The sequence below is a fragment of the Citricoccus parietis genome (genome assembly GCF_042433045.1).
Classification (GTDB): Bacteria; Actinomycetota; Actinomycetes; order Actinomycetales; family Micrococcaceae; genus Citricoccus; species Citricoccus parietis.
Genome location: NZ_JBHLWH010000027.1, coordinates 37101 through 49626 on the forward strand (window position 1 = coordinate 37101; position 12526 = coordinate 49626).

At 68.9% G+C, this 12526-nt stretch carries 13 protein-coding genes; 3 read left to right on the forward strand and 10 right to left on the reverse strand.

Features of this window, described 5'->3' with window-relative positions; all coding sequences use genetic code 11:
• Window positions 1–23 precede the first annotated feature (23 nt).
• The gene (locus ACFFIO_RS09255) at window positions 24–1862 is read right to left on the reverse strand and encodes a DUF8094 domain-containing protein (protein ID WP_378041283.1); all 1839 of its coding nucleotides are present in this window, start codon (window positions 1860–1862) and stop codon (window positions 24–26) included.
• A gap of 171 nt (window positions 1863–2033) precedes the next feature.
• On the opposite strand from ACFFIO_RS09255, the gene ACFFIO_RS09260 reads away from it, so the two are divergent.
• Window positions 2034–3377, forward strand: a complete 1344-nt coding sequence (locus tag ACFFIO_RS09260) for an AI-2E family transporter (protein ID WP_378041284.1) — start codon at window positions 2034–2036, stop codon at window positions 3375–3377.
• Window positions 3378–3411: 34 nt separating this feature from the next.
• On the opposite strand, the gene ACFFIO_RS09265 is transcribed toward ACFFIO_RS09260, so the two are convergent.
• Window positions 3412–3747, reverse strand: a complete 336-nt coding sequence (locus ACFFIO_RS09265; RefSeq protein WP_378041285.1) for an Rv1322 family protein — start codon at window positions 3745–3747, stop codon at window positions 3412–3414.
• A 78-nt stretch (window positions 3748–3825) separates the two neighbouring features.
• Between ACFFIO_RS09265 and nucS the strand changes: the two genes are divergently transcribed.
• Both nucS and ACFFIO_RS09275 read left to right on the forward strand, forming a co-directional pair.
• On the forward strand, window positions 3826–4521 hold the full coding sequence (gene nucS / locus ACFFIO_RS09270; protein WP_366219082.1) for an endonuclease NucS: 696 nt from the start codon (window positions 3826–3828) through the stop codon (window positions 4519–4521).
• Between the two features lie 106 nt (window positions 4522–4627).
• Window positions 4628–5701 (forward strand): N-acetylglucosamine-6-phosphate deacetylase, encoded by a 1074-nt coding sequence (locus ACFFIO_RS09275; RefSeq protein ID WP_378041286.1) that lies wholly within the window; start codon window positions 4628–4630, stop codon window positions 5699–5701.
• A gap of 74 nt (window positions 5702–5775) precedes the next feature.
• Here the strand turns inward: ACFFIO_RS09275 and ACFFIO_RS09280 are convergent, their stop codons facing one another.
• From ACFFIO_RS09280 to ACFFIO_RS09315, 8 genes are all read right to left on the reverse strand, one after another.
• Window positions 5776–6234, reverse strand: a complete 459-nt coding sequence (locus ACFFIO_RS09280) for a DUF2550 family protein (RefSeq protein WP_378041287.1) — start codon at window positions 6232–6234, stop codon at window positions 5776–5778.
• Between the two features lies 1 nt (window position 6235).
• Window positions 6236–6529 carry a F0F1 ATP synthase subunit epsilon gene (locus tag ACFFIO_RS09285; RefSeq protein WP_378041288.1) on the reverse strand — a complete coding sequence of 98 codons (294 nt, stop codon included), beginning with the start codon at window positions 6527–6529 and terminating at the stop codon, window positions 6236–6238.
• A gap of 5 nt (window positions 6530–6534) precedes the next feature.
• Complete coding sequence (gene atpD / locus ACFFIO_RS09290; RefSeq protein ID WP_378041289.1) at window positions 6535–7992, reverse strand: F0F1 ATP synthase subunit beta; 1458 nt, start codon at window positions 7990–7992, stop codon at window positions 6535–6537.
• 93 nt (window positions 7993–8085) lie between these two features.
• Entirely contained in the window at window positions 8086–8979 is an 894-nt protein-coding gene (locus ACFFIO_RS09295; RefSeq protein WP_378041290.1) for a F0F1 ATP synthase subunit gamma, read from the reverse strand.
• A gap of 89 nt (window positions 8980–9068) precedes the next feature.
• A complete protein-coding gene (gene atpA / locus ACFFIO_RS09300) occupies window positions 9069–10706 on the reverse strand; it encodes a F0F1 ATP synthase subunit alpha (RefSeq protein WP_378041291.1) in 1638 nt (545 codons plus the stop codon).
• Between the two features lie 80 nt (window positions 10707–10786).
• Window positions 10787–11596 (reverse strand): F0F1 ATP synthase subunit delta, encoded by an 810-nt coding sequence (locus tag ACFFIO_RS09305; RefSeq protein WP_378041292.1) that lies wholly within the window; start codon window positions 11594–11596, stop codon window positions 10787–10789.
• Window positions 11596–12171: a F0F1 ATP synthase subunit B gene (locus ACFFIO_RS09310; RefSeq protein WP_378041293.1), complete on the reverse strand. Its 576-nt coding sequence runs from the start codon at window positions 12169–12171 to the stop codon at window positions 11596–11598. The genes ACFFIO_RS09305 and ACFFIO_RS09310 overlap by 1 nt, the downstream gene beginning before the upstream one ends.
• Before the next feature lie 70 nt (window positions 12172–12241).
• Window positions 12242–12451, reverse strand: coding sequence for an ATP synthase subunit C-like protein (locus ACFFIO_RS09315; RefSeq protein ID WP_313817306.1), 210 nt, complete (start codon window positions 12449–12451; stop codon window positions 12242–12244).
• Between the last annotated feature and the right edge of the window lie 75 nt (window positions 12452–12526).

The window sequence follows — 12526 nt, forward strand, 5'->3', positions numbered from 1 at the left end:
AAGAGTTGAGTCGGGGCCGTCCGTCACTCGTAGGTGACGGCCTGCAACTCGTCTGTCAGGGCCACCATGGAGACCTTGGCCTCGTCTCCGGTGGCACCCTCGGCCGGGATGCGCAGGGCCACCACCTCACGGTACGTCATCTCCACCGGCGAGTCGCTTTCAGTGCTGTCCTCGCCCGCCAGGGCGGCAGCCACCTCGTCCACCATCACCGTGGCTCCCTCCTCGCGCGGGGCGATGGTCATCCGGGCGTCCAGGAGACCGAGCACCAGGGCGGAGCCGTCGGCCAACCGCATCGTGGTCGTCGTCTCCGGAACGGACTCACGGAGGAGGGACAGGCGGGCATCCGGCGCCTCCTCCTCAATGCTGGCCTGGTAGTCGTGGATGCCGTCCACCATGCTGTTGTGCGCGAACTGGTCACCGAACGAGTGGTCCGGCACATTCAGGTACCGAGCCAGCCCGTCCACGGCAGAGGCGGGCGACATGACCAGACCACTGCCGTCATCCTCCGCCACCATCTCGACCTCGGTGTTGGACAGGTCGCTGGCCGGCAGCCTGGCCGCGGGGATCATGGATGCGGCGGTCACCAGCCGGTACTGCGCCCGCGCCGAATCCTGCCGCAGCACCAGCAGTTGCGGGGTGGCGTTGGCCTCGCCCTGGGTCACCACGGTGACCGTTCGGGGGAACGCAGGATCGGCGGGCGCCAGCACGGACCGGATGGGTGCGGCCGCCACCGGCTCTGCCGCCCGCACGTCGTCCGAGACCTGGACATTGGCGTAGTTGGCACCCCGCATGGACAGTTGGGGGTCGGCCACGCGGGGCTTGAGGACGTCGGGATCCTGCTCCTCATCCCCCTCGGCCACGACCGACTCGATCTGGCTGAGGATGCGCTCCAACTGGCTGTCGGTCAGGATCGGGTACTGGTCGCCCTCCTCAGCCGACGCCTGGTCCGTGGCCTGGGGCGCGTCGCTGGCCGGAGCACTCTGGGTGCCCTGCGCGGTCGCCGGGCCCACGCCGAGGACACCCGCCAGCGCCAGGCCTCCGGCCAGGAGGCCGGCGAGCCGGGCACGGGGAGGTTGTGTGCGGGGAGACTGCGTTCGGGAAACCTGGCCGGTGCCGTCGGTGGGCGGCGTGGTCGGGGCCGACTCTCCTCGCACGTCCGGCGAGCCAGCGCTGGTGCCGCCGTCGTGGTGATCGTGGGGGTGGTGGTTTCCAGTGTTGCCCGGAGCCGTACGGCGACGGATCACGAGCGCCCACACCAGCAGACCGAGTCCGGCGAGGGCCAGCAGGCCGCCGATGATGGCCAGCGGGACGATCCACGGGCTGTCGCCGAGGGGGTTGGTCCAGCTCACCGTCATCTCGGCCGGTGCGGGTTCGGTGCCGTCGGCGGCGACCAACAGGGACCAGTCCCCCTCGGACGGCACGGACCACCGCTGGTCGATCGTGCCGCTGGCCTCCTGGGTGTCCACCCACAGATCGGAACCCGCGGGGTCGGGAACCGTGGCCTCTCCCTCGGTGTGCTCCACCACGACCCGCGGGTCCTGGCCGTTCGGCACCTCGGTCTCGACGCCGGTGACGGTGTTGTGGGCGGCGTCGCCGATCCACGCCTCGATGTCCCGGGTCTGGCCGAGCATGACCGTGTAGTCGCCGTCACCGGTGAGCGTGTAATCCACCGGGTCTTCCGCGACCTCGTTGATGCCACCGGTGATGACGGTCAGGGGAGCCTCCGGCGCAGCATCGACGGACGACTGGTCCGTCGTGGCCGTCAGAGTCGCCGGAGGGGCCCAGATCGTCTGCAGGCCGACGGCGCCGAAAATGGCGGCAAGGCCCAATATCAGGGCTACTACTCCGGAAACAACTCGCACGCGGTCTACCTGTCTGTGGTTCGGGGGTGGTTCGGGGGCTGTGGTGTATGTGGGGCTGTGGTGTGGTCAGGACCCTGGCGCACCTCAACGACCCAGTATACCGAGAAGGTCACCAAATGATAACGACGCAGGTCGCCACGGGACTCCGGCCGGTGACGTAATCTGTGGCTTGTGCAGGACCACGACACCCCCCACGCGGCTTCCGATCCCGTCCCCGAGGCTGCTTCCGGCAACCCGTCCGGGACCGCCTCCGGTACCCCCGCGGCCGCTGACGCTGCTGACGCCGCAGCTGCCGCGCCGCGCTCCGGCCTCCTCCGGCGGTGGTGGGCCGCGCGCCGGTTGCCCGGCGCACGGCCCCGACCCCGATTCGAGCTCCGGCCGGCGGCCACGTCACCCTCCGCAGCGGAGATCGAGGCGAGTACGGGACCCGCAGTCCGTGCTGCCGACGCCGCCGACCCGTCCCACCGAGTCCGGCTGGTCCAGTGGGCCCATCCGGTCCAGACCGGCTTCCTGTTCACGTTCGGCGTGGGCCTGGCCTTCCTGCTGTACGGGATCATCTCCGCCAACACCCAATTGCTCGTGTGGATCGGCGCGGCCCTGTTCATCTCCCTCGGGCTGGACCCGGTGGTCCGGCGCATCGAGTCGTGGGGTGCTCCCCGGGGGGTGGGCGTGGCTGCGGCCGTACTGCTGCTGGCGGCGATCCTGACGCTCTTCTTCTCCCTGCTCATCCCCACGGTGGTGGAACAGACCACGGCCTTCGTCAACAACCTGCCGGCCATGGTCTCCGACTTCCTCGAGTCACAGTTCTTCCACGACTTAGACAGCCAGTTCGGCATCCGGGACATCGCGGTGACGGAGCTGGAGAAGTTCATCGGCGACTCGTCCAACGTCACGGCCGTCTTCGGTGGTCTCTTCGGGGTGGGCACCGCCATCGTCAACACCGGGTTCTCCGTGCTGATCGTGCTGGTCCTGACCCTGTACTTCCTCGCCACCCTGCCGGCCATGAAGTTCTGGGCCTACCGACTGGCCCCGAGCACCCGGCGCCCTCGGGTGGAGTACCTCGGCGAGGAGATCACCTCCTCCGTGGGCCACTACGTCATCGGTCAGTCGGTCGTGGCGGGTCTCAACGGACTGATCGCCTTCATCGCCATCTCCATCGCCGGGATCCCCTTCGGGGCGCTCCTGGCCTTCTTCGCCGGGCTGATGGCCTTCATCCCCCTCGTGGGCGCGATGACCGGCGGCATCATCCTGACCCTCGTGGCCCTGACCGGCGGATGGCAACCCGCCCTGATCTTCGCCGCGATCTACTTCATCTACCTCCAGGTCGAGGCCTACTTCGTCTCCCCGCGGGTGATGAGCAAGGCCGTGGCCGTGCCGGGTTCCGTCGCCGTGATCGCCGTGATCGCCGGGGCCGCCCTCCTCGGGGTGCTGGGCGCCCTGATGGCCATCCCGCTCGCGGCGGCCATCATGCTGGTGGTCAAGGAAGTGCTGATCCCCCGGCAGGACCGGATCTAGACAGGCAAGTAGGAGATCCCGTCAGTAGAACCCGTCAGTAGAGCCCGTCCTGCCGGCGATTGGACCAGCAGGCCTGGTGCCAGTGACGCCGGTCCGCACCGGCCGCCTCGTCACCGAAGATCGAATCGCTGCGCCAGGCCACCAGGTGAGCCATGCCGGGCGGAATCGTCCGGCCGCAACCGGGGCAGGTGTAGTCCTTCACCGCGCGCCAGGCGGCGATCTGGCGGACATGCCAGCCGCCGTCGTGCCCCTGCTCCTGCCGGTACCCGGGATCCAGGCCCAGGAGGGCATCCATCCGGTCCTGCCGACCGGGGGCCGACGCCCGGCGCCGGGAGGGCCCGGAGCGGCGGGGGCGGTTCGAGCGTGGCACGCCACCATCTTTCCACAGCCCACTCCTGCACGGACGGACCTTTCACGGCCCCGTCCCCCCAACCGCTAGACTCCCTTTGTGCGTTTGGTAATAGCCCGGTGTTCCGTCAACTACGAGGGGCGTCTGCGCGCCCACCTGCCGCAGGCGACCCGCCTGCTGCTGGTCAAGGCCGACGGCTCCGTGCTGGTGCATTCGGACGGCGGCTCCTACAAGCCGCTGAACTGGATGAGCCCGCCGGCGACCCTGCGCACAGCCGAACCCACCGAGGAGCTGGCCGCCGAGGGCGTGGTCCAGGTCTGGACGGTGCAGGCCACGAAGTCGGACGACCGGCTGATCGTGCACCTCTTCGAGATCCTGCACGACTCCTCCCATGAGCTCGGCGTTGATCCGGGCCTGGTCAAGGACGGCGTCGAGTCTGACCTGCAACGACTGTTGGCCGAGCAGATCGAGCTGCTCGGAGACGGTCACACCCTGGTGCGCCGCGAGTACATGACCGCCATCGGGCCCGTGGACATCCTCGCGCGGGACGCCACCGGCGGCTCGGTGGCCGTGGAGCTCAAGCGCCGCGGGGACATTGACGGCGTGGAGCAGCTCACCCGCTACCTGGAACTGATGAACCGCGATCCGTTGCTGGCCCCGGTCCGGGGCGTCTACGCCGCACAACAGATCAAGCCCCAGGCCCGCACCCTGGCCGAGGACCGGGGCATCCGCTGCCTCACCCTGGACTACGACGCCATGCGCGGCGTGGACGATGCCGAGTCCCGGCTCTTCTGACCCGGCCTCTGATCCGGCTGTCCAACCCGGCCCCGCTTCCGGACCACGGACGGGCCGTCTCATCACACCCGGACTCGTCGACCAGCACTGCCATGGACTGGCCGGCGTGGACTTCGCCACGGCGCCCGTGCACCACGTCCGAGACACACTCCGAGAGCTGTCCCTGAGGGGCGTGACCCGCGTGGTGGCCTCCCTCCCCACCCTGCCCGCCCCGGACCTGCTGGCCGCCGTCCGACGACTCGCCCCGCTGGTCTGGGAAGGCACCCTGGCAGGCCTCCACCTGGAGGGGCCGTTCCTGTCCCGCCACCGCTGCGGGGCCCAATCCGCCGAGGACGTCCTGGAGCCAGGCTCGGACCGGTCACGCCGGCTGCTGGAGTCCCTGGTGCAGGCCGGGCGCCCCGACCACGGCGGCCCGGACGCCCAAGCGATCGTCGCCATGACCTATGCCCCCGAACTCGAGGGCGCCGAGTGCGTGGAGCGCACCCTGTTCGCCGCGGGCATCCTGCCCTCCCCCGGGCACACGGACTCCACGGAGGCCGAGTTCACCACGGCACTGCAGCGGTGGACCGGGATGCAGACGCTGGGTCTTGGCCTGGGCGGCACGGGCCGGCACCGGCGCCCCGCCGTGACCCACCTGTTCAACGCCATGCCCGGATTCCACCACCGCGCCCCGGGACCGGTTCCGGCCGCCCTGCGCGCTGCGGCCCGCGGGGACCTCCGCGTCGAGCTGGTGGCTGACGGCCTCCATGTGGACCCCGGCGTCATCCTGGACGTCCTGCGCCTCGCCCCGGCGGCCGTCTGCGTGGTCTCAGACGCCTCCGCGGCCACCGACGCGCCCGCAGGCACCTACGCGCTGGGCGCGGTCGCCATCGAGACCACTGGCAACAACAGCAACACCGGGAACCTGAGCACCGCCGCACCCCGGCTGGCGGGTCGCTCGACCCTGGCCTCCGGAGCCGCGGTCCTGGACGGTGCGCTGAGGCACCTGCTCGCGTGGGGTGTTCCACCGGAACTCGCGGTCCCCGCCGTGAGCACGACGCCGGCCCTCACCCTGCCCCCCGCACGCCGCGCTTCGGGGTGGGTCGAGTGGGACTGGGACGCCGAGAACGGGACGATCGCGCCCGGCCCGCCGGCCGTCGTCGTCCCTCCGGGTGCGCCGGGTGTTGACGGTGCCCCTTGAAGCGACAGGCACCCCGGCGATGCCGGGGTGCCTGATGAGATGCTGATGTCGTCTGATGGACCGCGTGAGGTGTCCTAATGGGCCCTGCGCCGGTAGCCCCGCGGCGGGAGCTCCCGCCAGGTGCCGAAGCCCACGGCCGGACCCGATTCGATCCAGGCCGAGAGGCCGGCACAGGCGTCTGCCTGGATGACCAGGTCGACCGGGGCCGGCCCGCCGTCCACACGCACCACCACGGAGCCGTCCTGGCGGACCGACCCCTCACGCTGCAGCCGCAACAGGTGGCGGGCAGCAGACCAGCGGGGCCGCGGATCCACCGAGGCCACCGTCATGAGGTCAAGACCGGATTCGTCGTACCGCCCGATGACGCGGACACCCCCGGTGCCCTCACCCGCTCCGCGGATGCGGGCGGTGAAGGTCCCGGGGGTGCGCACCAGGGTGCGCCAGCGCCAGTAGACCATGAAGGCGACGACCAGGACGGCCGCCACCAGGGCAGCCAGCACCGCTGCGATCAGCGCGGACCACCCAGGCGTCACCTCAGGCTGCGCCCTGGCCGGCGGATTCACCCTCAAGGCTCGCTGCCCCGGCCACGATCACGACGCGATCGTTGTCCACGGAGAAGAACCCGCCCTCGGCATGTGCCGTGAGGGTCTGCCCGTTGGTCTGCTGGACCACGACGTCGCCGTCGCCCAGCACGGCCAGCAGCGGGGTGTGCCCCGGCAGGATGCCGATCTCGCCCTCTGCGGTCCGGGCGCTGACCGACTGCGCCGGTCCGGACCACACGAAGCGGTCCTCGGCGACGATCTCGACTTCGAGTTCGTGCTCAGCCATGCGGATCAGTTCTCCGACTGGATCTTGGCCCAGTTGCGCTCGACGTCATCCAGCCCGCCGACGTTGTAGAACGCCTGCTCGGAGATGTGGTCAAGGTCGCCGTTGGCGATGGCGGTGAAGCCCTCCACGGTGTCCTTGATCGGCACGGTCGAACCCTCGACACCGGTGAACTGCTTGGCGGTGTAGGTGTTCTGGGACAGGAACTGCTCGATGCGGCGGGCACGCGAGACGACGATCTTGTCCTCTTCGGAGAGCTCGTCCACACCGAGGATCGCGATGATGTCCTGCAGTTCCTTGTTCTTCTGCAGGATCTGCTTGACGCGGGTGGCGGCATCGTAGTGATCCTGGCCCACGTACTGCGGGTCGAGGATGCGGGAGGTCGATGCCAGCGGGTCCACGGCCGGGTACAGGCCACGGGAGGCCAGGGTACGGGTCAGGTTCGTGGTGGCGTCCAGGTGCGCGAACACGTTGGCCGGCGCCGGGTCGGTGTAGTCGTCTGCAGGCACGTAGACGGCCTGCATCGAGGTGATGGAGTGACCGCGGGTGGAGGTGATCCGCTCCTGCAGCACGCCCATCTCATCGGCGAGGTTCGGCTGGTAGCCCACGGCCGAGGGCATGCGGCCCAGCAGCGTGGAGACCTCGGAACCGGCCTGGGAGAACCGGAAGATGTTGTCGATGAACAACAGCACGTCCTGGTTCATCTCGTCACGGAAGTACTCCGCCATCGTCAGGGCCGACAGGGCGACGCGCAGACGCGTTCCCGGCGGCTCATCCATCTGGCCGAACACGAGGGCGGTGTCCTTGAGGACGTTGGCCTCTTCCATCTCCACCCAGAGGTCGTTGCCCTCACGGGTGCGCTCACCGACACCGGCGAACACCGAGGTGCCGCCGAAGTTGCGGGCCACACGCGTGATCATCTCCTGGATGAGCACGGTCTTGCCCACGCCGGCGCCGCCGAACAGGCCGATCTTGCCCCCCTTGATGTACGGGGTCAGCAGGTCGATGACCTTGATGCCGGTCTCGAGCATCTCCGTGGAGCCCTCGAGGGAGGCGAAGTTCGGAGCCGGACGGTGGATGGGCCAGCGCTCGGTGACCTCGAGCTGCGAGGTCGGCACGTCGAGGGACTCGCCGAGGACGTTGAAGATGTGTCCCTTGACGACCTCACCGACGGGCACGGAGATCGGGGCGCCAGAATCGACCACGGACGCGCCGCGGACCAGGCCGTCGGTGGCCTGCAGGGAGATGGCGCGGACCAGGTTGTCACCCAGGTGCTGCGCGGTCTCGAAGGTGATGGTGCTGGTCTCGCCGTTGACGGTGAGCTCGGCGGTCAGGGCGTTGTACAGGCCCGGCATGGCGTCGGCGGGGAACTCAGCGTCGATCACCGGCCCGATCACGCGGGCGATGCGGCCAGTGGCGCCACCGGTGGCGGTACCGGTGCCCTGTTCGTTCGTGGTGGCAGTCATCTCTCTCACTTCTTTGGTGTGGCTGGAGGTTGACAGTCAGTTGACAGTCAGTTGGCAGTCAGGTGGCTCGTCGGGTGATGAGCCGGTGCCCGGTCAGGATGCGCTGAGCGCGTCCGCACCGGCGATCAGCTCGGTCAGTTCCTGGGTGATCTCGGCCTGGCGGGCGTTGTTCATCTTCAGGGTGTACTCGGTGACCAGATCCTTGGCGTTGTCCCCGGCCGACTTCATCGCGCGCTGGCGGTTGGCCAGTTCGGATGCCGACGCCTGGAGCATGGCCGAGAAGATCCGGGACTCGATGTACTTCGGCAGCAGGGCGTCCAGGACGTCCTCCGGGGCCGGTTCGTACTCGTAGAGCGGGTACAGCTCCGTGGAGTCGCTGACCTCTTCCTCCACCACCTCGAGGGGCAGCAGACGGACGACGGTCGGCACCTGGGTGACCAGCGAGTGGAAGGCGGTGTAGACGACGTGGATCTCGTCCACGCCACCGGCTTCCGTGTCCTCCAGGAACGAGTCGACGAGGCGCTCTCCGATCTCACGGGCCCGCAGGAACTCCGGGGCATCGGTGTTGCCGGTCCAGAACTCCTGGTACTCGCGGTTGCGGAAGTCGAAGTACCCCTGCGCCTTGCGGCCCACAAGGTAGATGTCCGTCTCCTTGCCCTCGGCGTGCAGGGACTCGAGCAGCTCCTCCGCATGGCGCAGGATGTTCGCCGAGTAGGCGCCGGCCATGCCACGGTCCGAGGAGAGGACCAGCACGGCAGCGCGCTTCGGGTTCTCGACCTCGGACGTCAGCACATGTTCGATGTCCTGCTGCGATGACACGGCGGACACGGCGCGGGTGATCGCGTTGGCGTACGGCAGCGACGCGGACACGCGCTCACGTGCCTTGCCGATGCGGGACGTGGCGATCAGCTCCATCGCCTTGAAGATCTTCTGCATCGACTGCGTCGAGGCGATCTTCTGGCGGTAGACCCGGATCTGGGCTCCCATAGTGGTCCTTTCCTTACGCGTCCGCCTCCGGCGCCCGTCCGGTCATTCCTGGTGGAAGGACCGGACGGGACCGCCATCGGCACAACGGGTCAGCGCTTCTGCTTGACGATCTTTTCCTGGGTGACCTGATCGGCCGCCAGCGGCTCGTGCTCCTCGTGGCCGGCGGCGACGAGCCTGCTGTCGCCCTCCCCGAAGAAGCCCTTCTTGAACGCCTCGACCTCGGTCTTGAGCGCCTCGAGGGTGGAGTCCTCCAGCTTGCCGGTCTCGCGGATCGGGCCGAGCACGACCTCCTTGCGACGCAGGTGGTCCAGGAAGTCACGCTCGAAGCGCAGCACGTCCTCCACCGGGACCTCGTCCAGGTGTCCGTTGGAACCGGTCCAGATGGAGACGACCTGCTCCTCGACCGGGTACGGCGTGTACTGCGGCTGCTTGAGCAGCTCGGTCAGTCGCTCACCCCGGGCCAGCTGGCGGCGGGTGGCCGGATCCAGGTCGGAGGCGAACATGGCGAACGCCTGCTGGTCGCGGTACTGGGCCAGGTCCAGCTTCAGGGTGCCCGAGACCTTCTTCATGGCCTTGACCTGGGCCGCGCCACCCACGCGGGACACCGAGATGCCCACGTCGACGGCCGGACGCTGGTTGGCGTTGAACAGGTCCGACTGCAGGAAGATCTGCCCGTCGGTGATCGAGATGACGTTGGTCGGGATGTAGGCCGAGACGTCGTTGGCCTTGGTCTCGACGATCGGCAGGCCGGTCATGGAACCGCCGCCCAGTTCGTCGGACAGCTTGGCACACCGCTCCAGCAGGCGGGAGTGCAGGTAGAACACGTCGCCGGGGTAGGCCTCGCGGCCCGGCGGGCGGCGCAGCAGCAGGGAGACCGCACGGTAGGCCTCGGCCTGCTTGGAGAGGTCATCGAAGATGATCAGGACGTGCTTGCCGCCGTACATCCAGTGCTGGCCGATGGCCGAACCGGCGTAGGGCGCCAGGTACTTGAAGCCGGCCGGGTCGGAGGCAGGGGACGCCACGATGGTGGTGTACTCCAGGGCGCCGTGCTCCTCGAGCGTCTGGCGCACGGAGGCGATCGTCGAGGCCTTCTGGCCGACGGCGACGTAGATGCAGCGCACCTGCTTCGACGGATCGCCCGACTCCCAGTTGTCCTTCTGGTTCAGGATGGTGTCGATGCCGATGGCGGTCTTGCCGGTCTGGCGGTCACCGATGATCAGCTGGCGCTGGCCGCGGCCGATCGGGATCATGGCGTCGATGGACTTCATGCCGGTCTGCAGCGGTTCCTCAACGGACTTGCGTTGCGTGACGCCCGGTGCCTGGAGCTCCATGGCGCGGCGCGCCTCGGCCTCGATCGGGCCCATGTCGTCCAGGGGTGCACCCAGCGGGTCCACCACGCGGCCGAGGAAGGCGTCGCCCACCGGCACGGAGAGGACCTCGCCGGTGCGCTGGACCTCCTGGCCCTCTTCGACGCCCTGGAAGTCGCCGAGCACGACGACGCCGATCTCACGGGTGTCGAGGTTCTGGGCCAGGCCCAGGGTTCCGTCCTCAAAGCGCAGCAGCTCGTTGGCCATGACGGAGGGAAGACCCTCCACACGGGCAATGCCGTCTGCGGCGGAGACGACGTGGCCGACCTCCACACGTTCGGTGCCGGCCGGTTCGTAGGATGCCGCGAACTCATTCAGGGCATTGCGAACATCGTCAGCGTTGATGGTCAAGTCGGCCATCTGCGTTCCCTGCTCTCTGGGGTTGGTGATCATCGACATGCCGATGACCGAAGGTGTCTTGTGGGTTCGTCAGACCGGCCTCAGCCGGCCATCTTCCGCTGGAGGTCGTGCAGTCGGGACTGCAGGGAGGAGTCGACGACGTCGTCTCCCACCTGGACCCGGATGCCACCCACCAGCTCGGGGTCGACGGCCACGTCCAACTTCAGGTCGCGGCCAAAGAGGCGCTTCAAGGCAGCGGCAAGCCGCTCCTGCTGAGCCGGGGCCAAAGGGCGGGCCACGGTGACTTCGGCGATCCACAGCCGCTGGCGCTCCGCCACGGTGTCCACGAAGCCGCGGATGAGGTCCACGGGCTTGTGGCCCCGCGGGGCTTCCACCGCCTGGCGGACCAGGAGCTTGGCCTCGGCAGAACCGTTGCCCAGGAGCCGCTCAGCCAGGTTGCCCTTGGCCGTGGCGGGAGCCTGCGGATCCGTCAGTGCACGCTGGAGATCGTGGGATTCCTGGACCGCACGGTTGAAGGACAACAGCTCGTCGGACAGCCGTCCGAGTCCGTCCAGCCCGTCCCGTTCGGCTGAAGCCGCCACGGACGTGGTGGCCAGCTGCTCGAGTGAGTCCCCGTAGTCCCGGGTGCGGGACCACTTGAGTCCGGCCAGGGTGTTGAGGACCCGCAGGGCATCCTCGGACATCTTGGACCCGAACAGTGAGCCGACGACTCCGGTGCGGCGCTCCACCGACCACGAGGGGTCGGTCAGGGCGCGGCGCAACGGGGCGCTGGAGTCCACCGCCGCCAGGGCGGTGAACAGCTCGGAAGCCAGCCGGGTGCCGCCGGAGACCAGGACAGTATCCAGTTCCTGCCGGGCGGTGGCCAGCGAATCGCTCGATGCACCTGCCATTACTCAGCCACACCTGCCGTGCCGGACGCGGTGCCGGCGGTCGAGTTCCGCTCGAGGTCCTCGAGGAACCGGTCCACCACGCGCTGCGAGCGGGCGTCGTCCTCCAGGGATTCGCCGACGATGCGGCTGGCCAGGGTGGTGGCCAGGGCGCCGACGTCGGTGCGGAGCGAGGACTCGGCCTGCAGACGCTCGGCGGCGATCTGGACCTGAGCCTGCTCGACCAGACGAGCGGACTCGGCGGACGCCTTCTCCCTGGCCTCGGCCAGGATCTGGGCGCCTTCGGTACGGGCCTCCTCGCGGACGCGGTTGGCCTCGGCGTAGCCCTCCTGCTGCTGCTGCTCGTAGTCAGCCTTGAGGGCGTTGGCCTCGGCCTGGGCCTTCTCGGCCTTCTCGAGACCGCCCTCGATGGCGTCCACGCGGTTCTGGTAGGAGTTCTCCAGAGCCGGGGCGATGTACTTCACCACGAGGAACATCAACACGGCAAAGCCAACGGCGGTAACGAGCACCTCCCACCAGTTGGGAACGAGGGGGTTGGCGCCCTCGGCTGCAGCGAGAATCGCTTCAGACCTGATCATGTTTCAACCATCCTTTGGTGAAGTTTCCTGCTCTGTGGATGGCCGGCGAACCGGCCGGGAAGGGCAGGAATCAGAGGACGAAAGCGAAGACCAGGCCCAGGATGGCCAGGGCCTCGGCGAGGGCGAAGCCCAGCAGGGCGATGGGCTGCAGGATGCGCTGGGCTTCCGGCTGACGGGCGACGCCGTTGATGTAGGCGGCGAAGATCAGGCCCACGCCGATGGCGGAGCCGATGGAGGCCAGGCCGTAGCCGATCAGATTCAGGTTGCCTTCGATTTCCATGGTGTTCCTTTCAAGATGCCTGACGGCAGGTTGTGCGGGGGTTCCCGGCGGATTCCGGCGGTTGCCGGTACCGGG

Coding starts and splice junctions, on each gene's coding strand:
- ACFFIO_RS09285 (WP_378041288.1), bottom strand. CDS start 6,529: ATGGCTGAGCACGAACTCGAAGTCGAGATCGTCGCCGAGGACCGCTTC.
- atpD (WP_378041289.1), bottom strand. CDS start 7,992: ATGACTGCCACCACGAACGAACAGGGCACCGGTACCGCCACCGGTGGC.
- ACFFIO_RS09295 (WP_378041290.1), bottom strand. CDS start 8,979: ATGGGAGCCCAGATCCGGGTCTACCGCCAGAAGATCGCCTCGACGCAG.
- atpA (WP_378041291.1), bottom strand. CDS start 10,706: ATGGCCGACTTGACCATCAACGCTGACGATGTTCGCAATGCCCTGAAT.
- ACFFIO_RS09305 (WP_378041292.1), bottom strand. CDS start 11,596: ATGGCAGGTGCATCGAGCGATTCGCTGGCCACCGCCCGGCAGGAACTG.
- ACFFIO_RS09310 (WP_378041293.1), bottom strand. CDS start 12,171: ATGATCAGGTCTGAAGCGATTCTCGCTGCAGCCGAGGGCGCCAACCCC.
- ACFFIO_RS09315 (WP_313817306.1), bottom strand. CDS start 12,451: ATGGAAATCGAAGGCAACCTGAATCTGATCGGCTACGGCCTGGCCTCC.